The following is a 17829-nucleotide window of genomic DNA, read 5'->3' on the forward strand; positions in this document are numbered from 1 at the left end:
CCCGTTGAGTATCGTGAGAGCCTGGGCTTCGCGGCATAACCAGTCCAAGTTTTTGTCCGCATCCCCACTGGGTCAGTTTTCGGTCAGCGGCAACAGCACTTGCCCCCCCAACACAAAATGACCAGAATAAAGACCTATATAGGAGTCTGATCTATGCAAAATATTCTGGCCGATGTGGCCGTCAGCGTATCCGAGCTCAAGAAAAATCCCTCCTCCGTCTTAAACGGTGCCAACGGCTTGCCCGTGGCCGTACTGAACCACAACCGAGTTATGGGCTACATGGTCCCGGCCGCTGTCTACGAGGCGATGGTCGAGCGCCTGGACGAATTGGAACTCGTACATTTGGTCAAGGCACGGATCGACGCCAACGAAACACCTGTTCGCGTATCTCTCGACGATCTCATTGGCGAGGCCGAGGCAGATATCGCCAATGGCCGTTGAGTACGGAGTCGAGTGGGATCCGAAAGCCCTGAAAGAACTGCGAAAGCTCGACGGCACCATTCGCCTTCAGTTCTTGCGAAAGCTCCAGGAACGGCAGGCGGGGCCGCGAGTGCCAGGTGATGCACTTCACGGCATGAAAGATTGCTACAAGATCAAATTACGCGGCGCGGGTTACCGGCTTGTATACCGCGTTGAGGATAAAAGGATTGTTATCCTGGTGCTGGCAGTCGGCAAACGGGAACGAAGCAGCGTGTACGACTCGGCCAAGAATCGGTAGACCGATACAGGAAGCCCGACGCTGGGCCGGGCTTTGACGGGGGGATTAAGTTTCTCCCTGTGGCTTGAGAAGCTCGGGAGGACCTCATCGCTCAACACTAGTTACAACCGCGTTCTAATGACATCGTCGAGTACCTTGGCATTGATATTCAGGTAGACGGTCATCCTTTCCCATTCAGCGTACTGCAGAACTTATTTCTTTTCGGCATCATCATGTCCCGGCTGGAGAGCGCCCTATTTTTCATGGGACCCGCGCTTTGGACGCCTGGCTCTATGAGCAGCAGAATTTTCCGCTGGAATACATCCAGGCCTCGATGGGTCACGCAAACGAGAAGATGACGAAGCACTGCCAGGACGGACACGGCGACAAGACGATCGACTATGTTGAGGTGAGCGCCGAATTGGCGTTCTGAGGTGGGGGTTTTGCAAAAGTTTTGCAAATCGCAGAAAGCAAAAAGGGGTTACCGTTTCCGGTAACCCCTCTAGACCGCCCAGCAGAGCGGATTTTGTTTGGTAGGCGCGATTGGACTCGAACCAACGACCCCCACCATGTCAAGGTGGTGCTCTAACCAACTGAGCTACGTGCCTGCTGTGAGGCGGCATTCTACGGAATTCCGAAGGGGTGTCAACACCTTTTTTTCACCTAACCCTATGAATATGCAAAATATTTAATTTCCCCCAAGGGATGGAGATTTTGGGGGTGGCTGGCGGCCGATTTTTATCTCGGGTAGGATCTGCGCACTCGTAAAAAATATAAAACAGAGGTTGCAGAATGGCGAACACACCTTATCCAGCGTCCTATTACGCCGCGTCGGCCAACCCGGTGCCGCCCCGCCCGGCCCTGCAGGATGACATCGAGACTGATGTGTGCGTGATCGGCGCAGGCTATACCGGCCTGTCCTCTGCCCTGTTTTTGCTGGAGAACGGTTTCAAGGTCACGATTCTCGAGGCCGCCAAGGTGGGGTTTGGCGCTTCGGGCCGCAATGGCGGGCAGATCGTCAACAGCTATAGCCGCGACATTGATGTGATCGAGCGCAGTGTCGGCCCGCAGCAGGCACAGTTGCTGGGTAATATGGCGTTCGAGGGTGGGCGGATCATTCGCGAGCGGGTGGCGAAGTATCAGATTCAGTGCGACCTGAAGGACGGCGGTGTATTCGCGGCTCTTACAGCTAAACAGATGGGCCATCTGGAGTCGCAGAAGCGTTTATGGGAGCGCTTCGGCCATACCCAGCTGGAGCTGTTGGATCAGCGGCGTATCCGCGAGGTGGTGGCGTGCGATCAATATGTCGGCGGCATGCTGGACATGAGCGGCGGGCACATCCATCCGCTCAATTTGGCACTGGGTGAGGCGGCGGCCGTGGAGTCCCTGGGTGGGGTGATTTATGAACAGTCGCCGGCGGTGCGCATCGAGCGCGGTGCCAGCCCGGTGGTGCATACGCCGCAGGGCAAGGTCAGGGCCAAGTTCATTATCGTGGCCGGTAATGCCTATCTGGGCAACCTGGTGCCGGAGCTGGCGGCCAAGTCCATGCCTTGCGGCACGCAGGTGATCACGACCGAGCCGTTGGGTGACGATTTGGCTCATAGCCTCCTGCCCCAGGATTATTGTGTCGAGGATTGCAACTACCTGCTCGACTACTACCGGCTGACGGGCGACAAACGCCTGATCTTCGGCGGTGGCGTGGTGTATGGCGCGAGGGATCCGGCGAACATCGAAGCGATCATCCAGCCGAAGATGCTCAAGGCGTTCCCGCAACTCAAGAATGTGAAGATCGATTACGCCTGGACCGGAAACTTCCTGCTGACCTTGTCGCGTCTTCCGCAGGTCGGGCGCCTGGGGGACAACATCTACTATTCCCAGGGCTGCAGCGGCCATGGCGTGACTTATACGCATCTGGCGGGCAAGGTGCTGGCCGAGGCACTGCGCGGCCAGGCCGAGCGTTTCGATGCGTTTGCCGACCTGCCCCACTACCCTTTCCCTGGTGGCCAGTTATTGCGCACGCCCTTCGCTGCGTTGGGCGCATGGTATTACGGATTGCGGGACAAGCTTGGGGTGTGAAACCCGCACTCGGCGGCCCCACGTGATGGATGGGGCCGCTCAATCAAGGGGCTGATGTTCAAAAAGCCCCTGTAACCTCCCCTCAACCTGAGTGCGCGTTTCACCGCCAATCCAGACCTGGCCGGCGTCATCGCGACGCACATGGATGCGCCCTTTGCGACCGAGACGGGTGCCTTGAGCTGCAACATAGGCCTGCTCAACCAGGCCGGTCTCGAACAGCCACTGGGCCAGCGAGGCATTCAGGCTGCCCGTGACCGGGTCTTCAACGATGGCGCCCAGGTGGTTGCTGAAAAAGGCCCGGACCTCGAAAGCCGTATCACCACTGGAATGCGGCCCGATCACGCCAACGTCGATTCTGCGCGGCCAGTTCTGTGCTGCTTGCAGGGCCAGGACTTGCTCGGCCGAGGCCAGTCGGATGCCCAGCCATCCGGGACCATTATCGACCCAGGCCGCATCGACAACGTCGCACGGTTCTATCCGCAGCAGTTGTAATGCCTCGCTCAACTCTTCCCCTGACGGAGTTCCGGAGCGAATCAACGCAGGAGCGGCAAAGCGAAGCCGGCCTTGATCACGACGAATGACCACGAGCCCAGCGCCGCACTCCTGGACAATGTGCACCTCATTCATGGGTTTGCTGCCAGTCGAAAGCCAGGCATGGCAACTTCCCAATGTCGGGTGCCCGGCAAACGGCAACTCCCGCTCCAACGAAAAGATCCTGACCCGGTAATCCGCGTCCGGGTGCGTCGGCGATAACACGAAGGCCGTTTCCGACAGGTTGAACCAGCGGGCCAGCCGTTGCATGCCAGCAGTCTCCAGCGCGTCGGCCCCCATCACCACGGCCAGTGGGTTGCCGGAGAACGGCTCGGCGCCAAACACGTCGATGATTTGAATCACAGGTTCCAAGGCATCCTCCCTTCGTTTTCCTGGGCTTCAAAATGCAGAAATCAATGGGAGGACAGGAGAAGCTTCAATCCCGCGACCGCGAACAATGCAGAGAAAAGCCCTTGAATCCAACGCCGCAGCCGGGTGTAGCCGGCGATCATCCTGGCCGTCGAAAACACGATGGCGTAGCCGCCGAAGATGATGATGCCGAGCAAGGCACAACCGCCGATGATCGCAGGTAAGGTGCCGGCTGGTGCATCTTCACGGAGCCCGAGCGACATGATCGCCATCCAGGACATGATGGCCTTGGGGTTGCCGATGTGCATGAGCACGCCCTGGCGGTACAGAGGCAGATAACGCCGAGCCTCCCGCCCGGCAACCGCACCGGCGCTGTCGTGTGTCGATGCCATGGCAGCCTTGCCCGCGCGCATCGCCAGGTAGAGCAAATAGGCCCCGCCCACCGCCTTGATGATGAAAAGCGCCTGGGCATAAGCGGCCAACAATGCGCAGATGCCCGTCGCCGCCAGGAATGCCCATAAGAGTGAACCGGTCATGACGCCGGATGCCAGGACCAAGGCGTGGGAGCGCCCGTCGCGCATCGCCACGCCCATGATCGCCATATTGCTCGGGCCCGGGCTGGCGGCGGCAAGGATGTAGCTGCCAAAGGCGAGCATGACCGAATGATCGAGCATTGGAATGTCCTCAAGAGGCGTCCGGGACGCGCGGCGTTTCCGTCGTTCCGAACAACTGAACCGTTGTTCCGCAAGCACCATAATGCGCGTGACACTTCATGACTATTGAAATAGTGTCACGCGACACTATTCGTTCAACGGGTACCACAATGCACCTTCAATCGCCCTGGACACCTCGCCTTGCGGACATCGACGCGAGCGCATCTGAACGCCTGGTGTGCGCCCTGGCCGACGACATCGTTGAAGGCCGATTGCAAAGTGGCGACCGTCTCCCCGCCCATCGGCAGCTCGCCTGGCAACTGGGGATCGGGCTGGGTACGGTGACCAAAGCCTATGCTGCCCTGGAACGGCGGGGGCTGGTGCGCAGCGTCAAGGGTCGGGCAACGTTCGTGGCCATCCTGCAGGCACACGAGCAGCGGCTGATCGATCTTTCATCCAACGTGCCGCCCGCCATGTTGACGAGCCGCCTCCTGGCGCGGACCTTGACGGGGATCGCGCGCAAGATCGACGCCGACCATCTCAATCTGTACTCACCTCCCGCCGGTCATCTGGAACATCGTCGCCTGTTGGCCCGTTGGCTGGAAACCCTCGGCATCGTGGTCGAACCGTCCCATCTGGTGCTGACGGGCAATGCCCGCCAGGCCATTTCGCTGGCTTTCGATCTCGCCTGCGGCCCCCACGGAGTGATCCTGACCGAACGCCTCACCTATCCCGGCGCGATTGCCCTGGCCCGGCGCAAAGGCCATCAGATGCAGGGGGTCGAGATCGATGCGCAAGGCATGCTGCCGGAGGCTCTCGTGCACGCCCTCGACCGTCTCGCAACGACTGCCAGCAAAGTGGTCTATCTCACCCCTACGCTTCACAACCCCACCACGGCGACGATGAGTGCGGCGCGACGGCAGGCTATTGTCGAGGTCTGTCGACAAGCGGGTGCGTGGATCATCGAAGATGGTGTCTATGCGCTGGGATCTGCGCCATTACCTGCCCTTGCGACGCTGGCGCCCGAGAGGGTGTTGCACGTCAACGGTCTGTCCAAATCCCTCGGCCCCGGGTTGAGGATCGGCATGCTCACCCTGCCCGCCGAATTGCACGGTGCCGCGCAGGAAGCCTTGCAGGATATTCCCCTGGGCCCGTCGCCATTGTCCTGCGCCGTGGTAGAGGACTGGTTGTCCAACGGCGTGATCGCTTCAATCCAGCAGGACTTGCGTCACGAAGCGCGACGCAGGACAAGCCTCGCCACCGCATTGCTCGACGAGGCCGCACTCGTTTCGCATCCGGACGCTTATCACATCTGGCTACCGATGCCCCGCGACGCCGCTGATTCCTTCACCAAGGCGGCGGCACAGGCGGGCATCAGGGTGACGGCACCAGAATCGCTGATGGTGGATCGCGATGAGCCGATGACTGGCATTCGCCTGTGTCTTGGGGGGCCATCTTTCGAGGAGTTGACCCAGGGGCTGACCCGCCTGTCGAACTTGCTGAAGGCACCCGATTGAGCGAACACCTCCAACCGCCTCAAACGTCCAGTATCAACGTCTCACTCCCCTGCGCCGGCACTGCGCAACAGATCAACACCTCATCAGCCTCCAATCGTTGCGCCGGCGTGTTCAGGTAATGCACTTGGCCACTGCTCAGCCGGGTCTTGCAGGTGCCGCAGGAACCTCCGCGGCAACTGAACTCCGGATTCAGGCCCCGTGCTTCCGCCAGTTCGAGCAACGTCCCGGCACCGGGTTCCCAGCGCGCTTCCTTGCCCGAGGTGGCGAACAGGACTTTCACCGCTTCATCGGCCATGGGCACCTGTTCGGCCGCTGGCACGCTGACTTCAATGTCACGAACCAGCGTAGACGGGCCGAAGGTTTCCGCGTGGATGCGATCATCCGGAATGCGCAATGCGCGCAGCCCATCGTACAGCGCCTGGGTAAAGCTCCCCGGCCCGCACAGGTAGTAGTCGTAGTCATTCAGCGGGAGCAAGGTCTTGAGCAGTTCGACATCGATGCGGCCGGCCCTGTCGTAGCGGTCGGCCGAACCGTCGATGGGTGGCTGACTGATCACACGCAGGACCTTGATCTTGTCCCCCGCCCGGGCCACCAGCTCGTCGATCTCATCGCGAAAGGCCAGGTCGGCGACTGAACGGCTGCTTTGTATCAGCCACGTCGGCCGCATGCGATTGATGCGTTTCCCTTGATAGACCACTTCGCGCAGCATCGACAGCAACGGTGTAATGCCAACCCCCGCGGCCAGCAATACCAATGGACGCCGTTCGGAGGCCTGGACGGTGAAATCCCCTTGGGGCGCCCGGGCTTCGATCTGGTCCCCGACTTGAATCCGATCATGCAGATGCGAAGACACCGAGCCGTCGCGTTTGACACTGATGCGCAAGAATTCGTCCGACGGTGAACTGGACACACTGTAGGTGCGGATGGCCGGCGCCTGCAGCCCTTCCAACCGAACCCGCACAGGCAGGTGCTGCCCCGGTTCAAATCCGGGCAAGCCAGCGCCATCACTGGCCTGTAGATAGAACGAGCGAATACCGCGACTCTCATCCACGATGCGCTCCACCCGCATCGAGCGCCAGTGGCTGCGCAAGGCTTCGGCCTGCAAACGCTCCGCCGCCTGCTCCCAACTGCCCGTCATCATCGAGTTGGGTGAGGCTCCCTCGGCCCTGTCCGTCCAACGCAACGGGATTGCGGCCTGACGGTAGACAACACGCTGTGGCTTGAAGCGCCATAGCCGCTCGGCGCCCTGGAACGCGGCAATTTCGGGGCTGTCCAGCAGCACCTCGGCTGAACCGCTCATTTGCAACAGGTCACCGCTCTGGAAGTCGATGAATACCAGACCGGCCCGGGGGTTCAGCAGGATGTTGCCCAGGGTGTTGAAAAACAGGTTCCCGGAGAAGTCCGGAATGGTCAGCGTCCCGTCTGCTTCCATTCGCACAAAACCGGGCTTGCCGCCGCGATGCGAGGCATCGACCTGGTTCTGGCCGTCGCGCACGACGTAGGTCGCGACGTAGAACGAGTCGGCAGCGGTGACCATGCGACGCACCTGCGGGTCCGCGCAGGTCAACTCAAGCACGGCGCCCGCCGCCTCATCGACGAAGGCGTACTGGCGCAGATTGATGTAGCGCGGGCAATTGCCGTAGGCCTGGGTCACGGCGATTTCAATACCCTCATCCGACTGGCGCAGTACGTTGCCATTCATGCGGTTACGTCGACGGGTATGCAGCTCGATGCCGAGCATGCCGATGGCATCGCCCTGCTGCATGCCTTCCTGGGCCGGGTCGTCGGGCTGCGGCGGGAGGCTGATATGCAGGCGTTCCGGCGTGGGGGAATTCATGAAGCCCGGTTGTCCCGTGCGAATCGTCGCCCATACATCGCCTTGCCGATCGACAGTTCCCAGTACTACGAAGGGCAACTGGGCATAGAACTCACGATGTTGGTCCGGCATCCACGAGCGGGCCAGTTGTCGTTGGCCGACACCCACCATCATGTCGACCGCACCGACTGCGCGTTGCAAAGTCAATTCACCCTCATGCCAAGGGGAAGGTTGCGAAGTCGAGACTTTATCCATTCGAGGTCACCTCGCGCACGCGACGACAATTCGCGCCAGCGGCTACGGTCAGGGTTCTTTCACCCCCTGCGGAGGTGAGCGTGAGCGCTCATAATCCCTCCGATGCTCCTGCGACGGAATCCGCACAAATTACAATCCACTTTTTCAGAAACTGGAATGATCGCAGGCGTGCTCTGAATTGCAGAAACAAAAAACCCCGGTCTTTCGACCAGGGTCTTTGCTATCGATCAGAAGAGGCGTTTCGGCTTTCTTCCTGGCTTCAAGGCGTTCAGTGGGCCTCGAAGCAGATATGGCGCAGCGGACGGGACTCGAACCCGCGACCCCCGGCGTGACAGGCCGGTATTCTAACCGACTGAACTACCGCTGCGTATCGCTGTGGACTTGCGTCCATTTGACTCGTCTGATCAACCCCTTGGGCTTGATCTCGAACCAGGCGGACCTGACTCGGAAAATATGGCGCAGCGGACGGGACTCGAACCCGCGACCCCCGGCGTGACAGGCCGGTATTCTAACCGACTGAACTACCGCTGCGCGTCGGTGGAGGCTTTTGACAGCTTCCGTCCTGCTTTCGCAAGACTCTCATGGAACGTGGTGGGTGATGACGGGATCGAACCGCCGACATTCTGCTTGTAAGGCAGACGCTCTCCCGGCTGAGCTAATCACCCTTTGCTTCGCTGAGGCCGCGAAATTTACGCAGGTGCCGAAGCTAAGTCAATAGCAGGATTGGTTTTTTTTCAAAAACAGCGTCGAGCGGCAAGCTTCAAGTTGCAAGTCAAAAGCCTACCTCCCCGCTCTTACTTGCAGCTCGCAGCTTGCGGCTTGAAGCTGCTTTCATTCATAGATCATTTTCTTGGTCATGCCGCCGTCCACCACGAACTCCTGGCCCGTGACGAAACCGGCGTTGCGCGACAACAGCCACGCCACCATCGCCGCCACATCCTCTACTGTGCCCACCCTACCCGCCGGATGCTGGGCATGGTCGGCGTCGGTCAACGGCTCTGCTCGGCGCTGGGACGGGTCCCGTGCGTCGATCCAGCCAGGGCTGACGGCGTTGACCCGGATTTCCGGCCCGAGGCTGATCGCCAAGGCATGGGTCAGCGCCAGCAGCCCACCTTTGCTCGCGGCATAGGCTTCGGTATCGGGCTCCGACTGCGCGGCACGGGTCGAGGCCAGGTTGACGATGGCGCCGTTGTGGGCACGCAGGTAAGGCGCACAATGCTTGGCCAGCAGCATCGGCCCGCCGAGGTTCACCGCCAGGACCCGATTCCAGTGGGCCAGGTCAAGGCTTTCGAGGGTAATGTTGTGCGGGTCGGCAATGGCCGCGTTGCACACCAGCGCATCGAGCCGGCCGAACTGACCCAGCACCTCGGCAATTCCGGTGGCGACCTGGGCTTCGTCCGCTACGTCCATGGCGATGAACCAGGCGTTATCACCCAACGTCCTGGCCACCTTGGAGCCGCGCTCGCGATCCAGGTCGGTCAGGACCACTTGCCAGCCTTCACAGATCAGCCAGGCGGCGATGCCCAGGCCAATGCCCCGGGCAGCGCCCGTCACCAGTGCAACCCGGCCATGGGTGCCGCTGGGCGGCGTTGCCAGCTCGATCACAAGGCCGCCAAGCCACGCGCCAGGTCGGCTTGCAGGTCGGCCACGTCTTCCAGGCCCACCGCAACGCGGATCAGGCTGTCGCGGATCCCCGCCGCTTCACGTTCCTGCGGCGACAGACGGCCGTGGGAGGTGGTGCTCGGGTGGGTGATGGTGGTCTTGCTGTCGCCCAGGTTGGCGGTGATGGACACCAGCCGGGTAGCATCGATGAAGCGCCAGGCGCCCTCCTTGCCTCCCTTGACCTCGAAGCTCACCACGGCGCCGAAACCGCGCTGCTGGCGCAGGGCCAGGTCGTGCTGCGGGTGGCTCTTGAGTCCGGCGTAATGGACTTTCTCGATGCCGTCCTGCTGCTCCAGCCACTCGGCCAGAGCCTGGGCATTGGCACAGTGGGCTTTCATGCGCAGGCCCAGGGTTTCCAGGCCCTTGAGGAAAACCCAGGCGTTGAATGGGCTGAGGGTCGGTCCGGCGGTGCGTAGGAAGCCCACCACCTCTTTCATCTGCTCGCTACGACCGGCCACCACGCCGCCCATGCAACGGCCCTGGCCGTCGATGAACTTGGTGGCTGAATGCACCACCACGTCCGCGCCCAGTTTCAGTGGTTGTTGCAGCGCCGGGGTGCAGAAACAGTTGTCGACCACCAGCATGGCGCCCTTGGCGTGGGCAATTTCCGCCAACGCGGCAATGTCCACCAGTTCGGCCAAGGGGTTGGACGGCGATTCGACGAACAGCAATTTGGTGTTGGCCTTGATCGCCGCATCCCAACCGGACAGATCCGCCAGGGCCACGTAATCGACTTCCACGCCGAAGCGCTTGAAGTACTTTTCGAACAGGCTGATGGTCGAGCCGAAGACACTGCGCGATACCAGCACATGATCACCGGCGCTGCACAGGCTCATCACCACGGCCATGATCGCCGCCATGCCAGTGGCAGTAGCAACTGCCTGCTCAGCCCCTTCCAGCGCGGCGATACGCTCTTCGAAAGCGCGCACGGTGGGGTTGGTGTAGCGCGAGTAGACATTGCCCGGTACTTCACCGGCGAACCGCGCCGCCGCGTCGGCCGCGGTACGGAACACGTAGCTGGAGGTGAAGAACATCGGATCGCCGTGTTCGGCTTCCGGCGTGCGGTGCTGCCCGGCGCGAACCGCCAGGGTGTCGAACGCTACGCCTTCAAGGTCGCTGTCCAGCCGACCGGCATCCCAATCCTGACTCATGCTGTCACTCCTGCAATCGGTCAAACGCAAACCGGCCCCTCAGGGCCGGTTCGTCACTTTAGTTGTTGTACAGATCGATGATCGCGCTGACCGCCTGGGTCTTGGCCTTGGACGCATCGTTGCGGGCGCTTTCGATCTTGTTCAGGTAGGCCTCGTCGATATCGCCGGTGACGTACTTGCCGTCGAACACCGCACAGTCGAACTGTTCGATCTTGATCTTGCCGCCACCCACGGCCTCGATCAAGTCCGGCAGGTCCTGGTAGATCAGCCAGTCGGCACCGATCAGGTCGGCGACTTCCTGGGTGGTGCGGTTATGAGCGATCAACTCATGGGCACTCGGCATGTCGATGCCGTAGACATTCGGGTAGCGCACGGCCGGGGCCGCGGAGCAGAAGTACACGTTCTTGGCGCCGGCTTCGCGGGCCATCTGGATGATCTGCTTGCAGGTGGTGCCACGCACGATGGAGTCATCCACCAGCATCACGTTCTTGCCGCGGAATTCCAGCTCGATGGCGTTGAGTTTCTGGCGCACGGATTTTTTCCGTGCAGCCTGGCCCGGCATGATGAAGGTGCGGCCGATGTAGCGGTTCTTCACGAAGCCTTCGCGGAACTTGACGCCCAGGTGGTTCGCCAGTTCCAGGGCCGCGGTGCGGCTGGTGTCCGGAATCGGGATGACCACGTCGATGTCATGATCCGGACGCTCGCGCAGGATCTTCTCGGCCAGTTTCTCACCCATACGCAGGCGCGCCTTGTAGACCGAGATACCGTCGATGATCGAGTCGGGGCGCGCCAGGTAGACGTGTTCGAAGATGCACGGCGTGAGGCTCGGATTGGTCGCGCACTGGCGGGTGAACAACTTGCCGTCTTCAGTGATGTAGACCGCTTCGCCCGGGGCCAGGTCGCGAATCAGGGTGAAGCCCAGCACGTCCAGGGACACGCTTTCGGAGGCGATCATGTACTCGACGCCTTCGTCGGTGTGACGCTGGCCGAAGACGATAGGACGAATGCCGTGGGGGTCGCGGAAACCGACGATACCGTAGCCGGTGACCATCGCCACCACCGAGTAGCCACCAACACAGCGGTTATGCACGTCGGTCACGGCGGCGAACACATCCTCTTCGGTCGGCTGCAGCTTGCCACGCTGGGCCAGCTCGTGGGCGAACACGTTGAGCATCACTTCCGAGTCGGAACTGGTGTTGACGTGGCGCAGGTCGGATTCGTAGATTTCCTTGGCCAACTGCTCGACGTTGGTCAGGTTGCCGTTGTGCGCCAGGGTGATGCCATACGGCGAGTTGACGTAGAACGGCTGGGCTTCGGCCGAGGTCGAACTGCCCGCCGTCGGGTAGCGCACATGGCCGATGCCCATGTGGCCGACCAGGCGCTGCATGTGACGCTGGTGGAACACGTCACGTACCAGACCGTTGTCCTTGCGCAGGAATAACCGGCCGTCATGGCTGGTCACGATACCGGCAGCGTCCTGGCCGCGGTGCTGGAGCACGGTTAGCGCGTCATACAGCGCCTGATTGACGTTCGACTTACCGACGATACCGACGATGCCACACATGCGACGCAACCCCTACTTAATGGATCTGAACTGAACAACACTCACTGCGGCGTTTTGGCCGGCGGCAAGAGGTGTTCCTTGAACGGTATTTCAGCGGGTACGCTGATACCGCTGGCAAGCCACTGACTGCTCCAACCCAGGATCAGGTTTTTTGACCAGTCTGCGACCAATAGAAATTGTGGCACGAGCCGGGACTCCTGCCACCACGAATCCTGTTGTACCGGCCCCAGGCTCAGCAGCCCGACGGCCACGACCACCAGCAACGCGCCACGCGCGGCGCCAAAGGCCATGCCCAGGAACCGGTCCGTCCCGGAAAGCCCGGTGACGCGAATCAGTTCGCCGATCAGATAGTTGATCATTGCGCCGACCAGCAAGGTGGCGATAAACAAGATGGCACAGCCCGCGATCACGCGAGCCGACGGCGTTTCGATGTATCCGGCGAGGTACTGGGACAGCGAGCCACCAAACATCCAGGCAACGATTCCCGCGATGATCCAGGTCAGCAGCGAGAGGGCTTCCTTGACGAAGCCTCGGCTCAGACTGATCAATGCGGAAATGGCGATGATCGCTACGATCGCCCAGTCAACCCAGGTAAATGGCACGGTGCAGCCTACAGACGGATAAGGCGGCGCATTTTAGCAGAGCCCAGGGCAGTCGGTAAGCTGCGATTATCAGTGTAAGTAAAATCAGGCGCTTAGCCGCGCTCCGGCTGGAAACGCACCACAAAACCCTTGAGATTCTGCTGGCGGCCAAGCAGGTCGCGCAGGCGGTCGGCTTCGGCACGCTCGATCAACGGACCGACAAACACCCGGTTCTTGCCATCGGCGGAACGGATGTAGGCGTTGTAGCCCTGGCTGCGCAGGGATTTCTGCAGGCTTTCCGCACTTTCGCGACTGGTCAGGCTGGCCAGTTGCACGGACCAACTGACCGACAGGCCATTGGCGTCCACACGACTCTGGCTGGTGTCCGGCTTGGTCGGTGCCGCAGTGATCGGTTGCGTCGGCGCGGGCTTGACCGCCGGGGTCGCCGGCACAGGAGCTGGCGCTGGCGCGACAGCGGGCTTGGTCGAGACAGCCGGTGCCGCGGGGATCGGCGCAGAAGGCGTGGCCGGTTGCTCAGCCAGTTCTTCGTCGCTCGGGACCGGCTCCTGGGGCAGCGCCTGCGGCTCGGGCACCGTCACTGGCTCGACCTGCACAGGCGGAACCGATGGTGCCTGGGGCGCGGCAGGTGCATCGACCGTGACCTGGCGTTGCTCGTCCTGACGGGAAAACAGCATCGGCAGGAAAATCACCGCCAGGGCCACCAATACCAGGGCCCCCACCATGCGCTGCTTGTATGCCTTATCCAGCAATGCCATCTGCAGCTTCCTCCGTGGAGCGCCGGGCCAGCCATTGCAGGGCCTCGGCGACACAAAAAAATGATCCGAACAACAGGATTTCGTCATCGGCCGTTGCCACGGCGCACTGCCCTTCCAGCGCGGCAGCGACACTGCCGTAAGCATCCACCGAAGCGCCACGGCGTTGCAAGGCCGCCTGCAGTTCAACTGCAGGACGTGAGCGCGGCGAATTCAGGGGCGTTACCGCCCAGTGCTGGACACTAGCATCCAGCGCCTCGACCACACCATCCAGATCCTTGTCGGACAGCAGTCCGAACACCGCCAGGCGCCGCCCTGCCACCGGCCGCCGCGCCAGGCGCTCGGCCAGGTACTGAGCCGCATGGGGGTTGTGACCGACATCCAGCAACAGGTTCAGGCGCTTGCCCTGCCATTGGAACTGGCGCCGATCGAGACGACCGACGACGCGAGTCGCCTGCAATGCTTCGACGATTTGCCCGGCGTCCCACGGCAATCCCATCAGCAGGTAAGCCTGGAGCGCCAGCGCGGCGTTCTCCATTGGCAGATCCAGCTGCGGCAGGTCGTGCAACTCCACCGGACGCCCCTGCAGGTCGCTACCGCGCCATTGCCAATGCAGCTCGGTCATTGCCAGGTCGAAATCCCGTCCCCGCAGGAAAAACGGACAGGCCAGCTCCCGGACTTTGTCCAGCAGCGGTTGCGGAGGATTGAGGTCACCACAGAGCGCAGGCGCGCCCTGACGAAAGATACCGGCCTTCTCGAAAGCCACGGATTCGCGGGTATCGCCCAGGTAATCGGCATGGTCCACGCCGATGCTGGTGACCAATGCGATGTCCGCGTCCACCAGGTTGACCGTGTCCAGCCGTCCACCCAGGCCGACTTCCAGCACAACGGCATCGAGGCCGGCACGGGCGAACAACCAGAAGGCCGCCAGGGTGCCCATCTCGAAATACGTGAGGGAGATCTCGCCCCGCCCGGCGTCCACCGCGGCGATCGCCTCGCACAGCTCGGCATCGGCGGCTTCGATGCCGTTGACCTGCACCCGCTCGTTATAACGCAGCAGGTGTGGCGAACTGTAGACCCCGACGCTCAGCCCCTGGGCCCGCAGCAGCGAGGCCACGAAGGCACAGGTCGAGCCTTTGCCGTTGGTGCCGGTGACGGTGATGACCCGGGGCGCCGGCTTGCCCAGCCCCATGCGGGACATGACCGCTTGCGAGCGCTCCAGCCCCATATCGATGGCAGATGGATGCAATTGTTCGAGATAGGCCAGCCAATCGTCCAGGGTGCGTTCGGTCATAGCCCGGCAGGCACCGGCGGAACCACCATCGGCTCGATGGGTGCGGCGACGTACTGAGGCGTCGGCAGGCCCATCAGTTGCGCCAGCAGGTTACCCAGACGCGGACGCAGTTCCTGGCGATGGATGATCATGTCGATGGCACCGTGCTCCAGCAGGAACTCACTGCGCTGGAAGCCTTCCGGCAGTTTTTCGCGCACGGTCTGCTCGATGACGCGTGGACCGGCAAAGCCGATCAGGGCTTTCGGCTCGCCGACGATCACGTCGCCCAGCATTGCCAGGCTGGCGGAGACACCGCCGTAGACCGGATCGGTCAGCACCGAGATGAACGGCAGGCCTTCTTCGCGCAGACGCGCCAGGACAGCGGAGGTCTTGGCCATCTGCATCAGCGAGATCAGCGCTTCCTGCATCCGCGCACCGCCGGAAGCGGCGAAGCAGATCATCGGGCAACGGTTTTCCAGGGCATAGTTGGCGGCGCGCACGAAGCGCTCGCCGACGATGGCGCCCATGGAACCGCCCATGAAGGAGAACTCGAAGGCCGAGACCACCACCGGCATACCCAGCAGGGTGCCGCTCATGGACACCAGGGCGTCTTTTTCGCCGGTCTGCTTCTGGGCGGCGGTCAGGCGATCCTTGTACTTCTTGCCGTCGCGGAATTTCAGACGATCCACGGGCTCAAGGTCCGCACCCAGCTCAACACGGCCTTCGGCGTCCAGGAAAATATCGATACGGGCACGCGCGCCAATGCGCATGTGGTGATTGCACTTGGGGCAAACGTCCAGGGTCTTTTCCAGCTCGGGACGGTACAGCACCGCTTCGCAGGATGGACATTTGTGCCACAGACCTTCAGGCACCGAGCTTTTCTTCACCTCGGAACGCATGATCGAAGGGATCAGTTTGTCTACCAACCAGTTGCTCATGCTTTCTTTCTCCAGTACCGGCGGCCCGAACGCTCTGGTTCGCGGCCCCGCGTATGCCCTTGAGCTAAATTCATTGTGCGGCGAGGGCCGAAAAGCCACCACGGTCAGCGCCAGACATGACCTGCGTGCAGCCCAACCTTCCTCAACCATTCCAGCAACCGCTGCACCGCGGTTGCCACTACGCTATCGGCCCGCCCGGAGGCGGCGCCTGCCTGCTGTGTACAGTGCAGGTATGGACGGCGGCAGTCTGCCAGCCGTCACATTGGCGGCTGGCTGCTGCGCACAGCGGCCATGAACGCCCGGATCCTGGCCGGATCCTTGATGCCCTTGCCCTGCTCCACCCCGCCGCTCACGTCCACCGCGTAAGGACGGACCTGGCGAATCGCTTCGGCCACGTTGTCGGCCGTCAGGCCACCGGCGAGTATGATCGGCTTGCTCAGCCCGCGGGGCACCAGTGACCAGTCGAACGCTTCACCGGTCCCACCTGGAACGCCCTCCACATAAGTGTCCAGCAAAATGCCGCTGGCGCTGGCGAACGTCCCGCATGCAGCCGCGATATCATCCCCCGCCTTGACCCGCAGCGCCTTGATATAGGGACGGTGCCAGCCTTCGCAATCGGCTGGCTTCTCGTCGCCATGGAACTGCAACAGGCCCAGCGGCACTGCATCGAGTATCTCGCCCAGCTCGCAACGGCTGGCGTTGACGAACAGGCCGACCGGAGTCACGAACGGCGGCAAGGCCTGGATGATCGCCCTCGCCTGCTGCACGGTCACCGCCCGCGGGCTCTTGGCATAGAACACCAGCCCGATGGCATCGGCACCGGCCTCGACAGCCGCCAGCGCGTCCTCGACGCGGGTGATCCCGCAAATCTTGCTGCGAACGACCGACATGTTGTCAAAACCCCAGCTGAATCCGTGAAAGTTCCGGATGGTAGCAAATGCAGCGGGGGCCGTCAGCCGTCGAGTTCCGCGAAGCCGGTGAGGAAATGTGGCCCGATGTAACGCTCTGGCAGTTCGAACTCGTCGCGGTATTCAACCTGCACCAGGTACAAGCCAAACGGATGCGCCGTCACGCCTCCGGAGCGGCGGATGCGGCTGTCGAGCACTTCCTTGACCCACTCCACCGGTCGCTCACCGGCACCGATGGTCATCAGCACGCCGGCGATGTTGCGCACCATGTGGTGCAGGAATGCACTGGCGCGGACGTCGAGCACAATCATTTTGCCGTGACGGGTCACACGCAGGTGATGCAGCTCCTTGATCGGCGACTTGGCCTGGCACTGGCCGGCGCGAAAGGCGCTGAAATCATGAACCCCGACCAGGTACTGCGCAGCTTCGGCCATACGCTCGACATCCAGCGGACGGTGGTTCCAGGTGACCTCTTCGTTCAAGTGCGCCGGACGGATCTGGTCGTTGTAGATCACATAGCGATAACGCCGGGCGATGGCCTTGAAGCGTGCATGGAAATGCGCCGGCATCACTTTGGCCCAGCTGACGCTGACGTCATGGGGCAGATTGATGTTGGCCCCCATGACCCAGGCCTTCATCGAACGTTCGACCTGGGTGTCGAAATGCACTACCTGGCCGCAGGCATGCACACCGGCATCGGTGCGCCCGGCACAGTGCAGCGACACGGGTGAATCGGCGACTTTGGACAGCGCGTTTTCAAGGGTTTCCTGCACGGTCGCGACACCGGAGGCCTGGCGCTGCCAGCCGCGATAGCGCGAGCCTTTGTATTCAACGCCCAAGGCGATCCGGAAAAAGCCGTCAGCCGCCATTTCGGCGGCCGGGTTGTCTATGTTTGCCAAGGAATTACAGCCTGCTGAGGTACGCAAAGGCGGGCATTATAAGGCGGGTTGGAGGGGATGCCAGTGCAACCGTCGATCCGGTGCTGGCCTCATCGCGAGCAGGCTCGCTCCCACAGGGGATTTGCGACGCTCACAAGGCCCTGTGGGAGCGGGCTTGCACGCGAAA

17 protein-coding genes and 4 tRNA genes are annotated in these 17829 nt (G+C 62.0%); 5 read left to right on the plus strand and 16 right to left on the minus strand.

Going from position 1 to position 17829, the window contains the following annotated elements; translation table 11 throughout:
* The first annotated feature begins 153 nt into the window (after nucleotides 1-153).
* From FBX99_RS15665 to FBX99_RS15675, 3 genes are all read left to right on the plus strand, one after another.
* Nucleotides 154-441, plus strand: a complete 288-nt coding sequence (locus FBX99_RS15665; RefSeq protein WP_145131955.1) for a type II toxin-antitoxin system Phd/YefM family antitoxin — start codon at nucleotides 154-156, stop codon at nucleotides 439-441.
* A complete protein-coding gene (locus tag FBX99_RS15670; RefSeq protein WP_145131957.1) occupies nucleotides 431-718 on the plus strand; it encodes a type II toxin-antitoxin system RelE/ParE family toxin in 288 nt (95 codons plus the stop codon). The genes FBX99_RS15665 and FBX99_RS15670 overlap by 11 nt, the downstream gene beginning before the upstream one ends.
* 256 nt (nucleotides 719-974) lie before the next feature.
* A complete protein-coding gene (locus FBX99_RS15675) occupies nucleotides 975-1130 on the plus strand; it encodes a hypothetical protein (protein ID WP_256664066.1) in 156 nt (51 codons plus the stop codon).
* 98 nt (nucleotides 1131-1228) lie between these two features.
* On the opposite strand, the gene FBX99_RS15680 is transcribed toward FBX99_RS15675, so the two are convergent.
* Nucleotides 1229-1305: transfer RNA gene (locus tag FBX99_RS15680), tRNA-Val, on the minus strand.
* Between the two features lie 184 nt (nucleotides 1306-1489).
* Between FBX99_RS15680 and FBX99_RS15685 the strand changes: the two genes are divergently transcribed.
* Nucleotides 1490-2773 (plus strand): FAD-binding oxidoreductase, encoded by a 1284-nt coding sequence (locus FBX99_RS15685; protein ID WP_145131959.1) that lies wholly within the window; start codon nucleotides 1490-1492, stop codon nucleotides 2771-2773.
* A 39-nt stretch (nucleotides 2774-2812) separates the two neighbouring features.
* Here the strand turns inward: FBX99_RS15685 and FBX99_RS15690 are convergent, their stop codons facing one another.
* Both FBX99_RS15690 and FBX99_RS15695 read right to left on the minus strand, forming a co-directional pair.
* Nucleotides 2813-3676, minus strand: a complete 864-nt coding sequence (locus tag FBX99_RS15690; protein WP_145131961.1) for a PhzF family phenazine biosynthesis protein — start codon at nucleotides 3674-3676, stop codon at nucleotides 2813-2815.
* A gap of 41 nt (nucleotides 3677-3717) precedes the next feature.
* Complete coding sequence (locus FBX99_RS15695; RefSeq protein ID WP_145131963.1) at nucleotides 3718-4347, minus strand: LysE family translocator; 630 nt, start codon at nucleotides 4345-4347, stop codon at nucleotides 3718-3720.
* 149 nt (nucleotides 4348-4496) lie between these two features.
* Between FBX99_RS15695 and FBX99_RS15700 the strand changes: the two genes are divergently transcribed.
* Nucleotides 4497-5843, plus strand: a complete 1347-nt coding sequence (locus FBX99_RS15700) for a PLP-dependent aminotransferase family protein (RefSeq protein WP_145131965.1) — start codon at nucleotides 4497-4499, stop codon at nucleotides 5841-5843.
* Between the two features lie 19 nt (nucleotides 5844-5862).
* Here FBX99_RS15700 and FBX99_RS15705 read toward each other — a convergent pair whose 3' ends face one another.
* From FBX99_RS15705 to truA, 13 genes are all read right to left on the minus strand, one after another.
* A complete protein-coding gene (locus FBX99_RS15705) occupies nucleotides 5863-7914 on the minus strand; it encodes a pyridoxamine 5'-phosphate oxidase family protein (protein WP_145131967.1) in 2052 nt (683 codons plus the stop codon).
* Nucleotides 7915-8204: 290 nt separating this feature from the next.
* Nucleotides 8205-8281: transfer RNA gene (locus FBX99_RS15710), tRNA-Asp, on the minus strand.
* Between the two features lie 87 nt (nucleotides 8282-8368).
* Nucleotides 8369-8445 (minus strand) — tRNA-Asp (locus tag FBX99_RS15715).
* A 58-nt stretch (nucleotides 8446-8503) separates the two neighbouring features.
* Nucleotides 8504-8579 (minus strand) — tRNA-Val (locus FBX99_RS15720).
* A 166-nt stretch (nucleotides 8580-8745) separates the two neighbouring features.
* Nucleotides 8746-9519 (minus strand): SDR family oxidoreductase, encoded by a 774-nt coding sequence (locus FBX99_RS15725; RefSeq protein ID WP_047700584.1) that lies wholly within the window; start codon nucleotides 9517-9519, stop codon nucleotides 8746-8748.
* A complete protein-coding gene (locus FBX99_RS15730) occupies nucleotides 9516-10727 on the minus strand; it encodes an O-succinylhomoserine sulfhydrylase (RefSeq protein WP_145131969.1) in 1212 nt (403 codons plus the stop codon). Before FBX99_RS15730 ends, FBX99_RS15725 begins: the two co-directional genes overlap by 4 nt.
* Before the next feature lie 58 nt (nucleotides 10728-10785).
* Entirely contained in the window at nucleotides 10786-12291 is a 1506-nt protein-coding gene (gene purF, locus FBX99_RS15735; RefSeq protein ID WP_144930189.1) for an amidophosphoribosyltransferase, read from the minus strand.
* Nucleotides 12292-12332: 41 nt separating this feature from the next.
* Nucleotides 12333-12893: a CvpA family protein gene (locus FBX99_RS15740; RefSeq protein ID WP_144930188.1), complete on the minus strand. Its 561-nt coding sequence runs from the start codon at nucleotides 12891-12893 to the stop codon at nucleotides 12333-12335.
* A gap of 92 nt (nucleotides 12894-12985) precedes the next feature.
* Entirely contained in the window at nucleotides 12986-13648 is a 663-nt protein-coding gene (locus FBX99_RS15745; protein ID WP_047700580.1) for an SPOR domain-containing protein, read from the minus strand.
* On the minus strand, nucleotides 13632-14939 hold the full coding sequence (gene folC / locus FBX99_RS15750; protein ID WP_144930187.1) for a bifunctional tetrahydrofolate synthase/dihydrofolate synthase: 1308 nt from the start codon (nucleotides 14937-14939) through the stop codon (nucleotides 13632-13634). Before folC ends, FBX99_RS15745 begins: the two co-directional genes overlap by 17 nt.
* On the minus strand, nucleotides 14936-15856 hold the full coding sequence (gene accD, locus FBX99_RS15755; RefSeq protein ID WP_024779156.1) for an acetyl-CoA carboxylase, carboxyltransferase subunit beta: 921 nt from the start codon (nucleotides 15854-15856) through the stop codon (nucleotides 14936-14938). Before accD ends, folC begins: the two co-directional genes overlap by 4 nt.
* Nucleotides 15857-16113: 257 nt before the next feature.
* A complete protein-coding gene (locus FBX99_RS15760) occupies nucleotides 16114-16746 on the minus strand; it encodes a phosphoribosylanthranilate isomerase (RefSeq protein WP_144930186.1) in 633 nt (210 codons plus the stop codon).
* Between the two features lie 62 nt (nucleotides 16747-16808).
* Nucleotides 16809-17633, minus strand: coding sequence for a tRNA pseudouridine(38-40) synthase TruA (gene truA / locus FBX99_RS15765; RefSeq protein ID WP_144930197.1), 825 nt, complete (start codon nucleotides 17631-17633; stop codon nucleotides 16809-16811).
* Nucleotides 17634-17829: the final 196 nt, after the last annotated feature.

Source organism: Pseudomonas sp. SJZ074, assembly GCF_007828215.1.
In the GTDB taxonomy this organism is placed as follows: domain Bacteria; phylum Pseudomonadota; class Gammaproteobacteria; order Pseudomonadales; family Pseudomonadaceae; genus Aquipseudomonas.

Coding starts and splice junctions, on each gene's coding strand:
- FBX99_RS15665 (WP_145131955.1), top strand. CDS start 154: ATGCAAAATATTCTGGCCGATGTGGCCGTCAGCGTATCCGAGCTCAAG.
- FBX99_RS15670 (WP_145131957.1), top strand. CDS start 431: ATGGCCGTTGAGTACGGAGTCGAGTGGGATCCGAAAGCCCTGAAAGAA.
- FBX99_RS15685 (WP_145131959.1), top strand. CDS start 1,490: ATGGCGAACACACCTTATCCAGCGTCCTATTACGCCGCGTCGGCCAAC.
- FBX99_RS15695 (WP_145131963.1), bottom strand. CDS start 4,347: ATGCTCGATCATTCGGTCATGCTCGCCTTTGGCAGCTACATCCTTGCC.
- FBX99_RS15700 (WP_145131965.1), top strand. CDS start 4,497: ATGCACCTTCAATCGCCCTGGACACCTCGCCTTGCGGACATCGACGCG.
- FBX99_RS15705 (WP_145131967.1), bottom strand. CDS start 7,914: ATGGATAAAGTCTCGACTTCGCAACCTTCCCCTTGGCATGAGGGTGAA.
- FBX99_RS15730 (WP_145131969.1), bottom strand. CDS start 10,727: ATGAGTCAGGATTGGGATGCCGGTCGGCTGGACAGCGACCTTGAAGGC.
- purF (WP_144930189.1), bottom strand. CDS start 12,291: ATGTGTGGCATCGTCGGTATCGTCGGTAAGTCGAACGTCAATCAGGCG.
- FBX99_RS15745 (WP_047700580.1), bottom strand. CDS start 13,648: ATGGCATTGCTGGATAAGGCATACAAGCAGCGCATGGTGGGGGCCCTG.
- folC (WP_144930187.1), bottom strand. CDS start 14,939: ATGACCGAACGCACCCTGGACGATTGGCTGGCCTATCTCGAACAATTG.
- accD (WP_024779156.1), bottom strand. CDS start 15,856: ATGAGCAACTGGTTGGTAGACAAACTGATCCCTTCGATCATGCGTTCC.
- FBX99_RS15760 (WP_144930186.1), bottom strand. CDS start 16,746: ATGTCGGTCGTTCGCAGCAAGATTTGCGGGATCACCCGCGTCGAGGAC.
- truA (WP_144930197.1), bottom strand. CDS start 17,633: ATGGCGGCTGACGGCTTTTTCCGGATCGCCTTGGGCGTTGAATACAAA.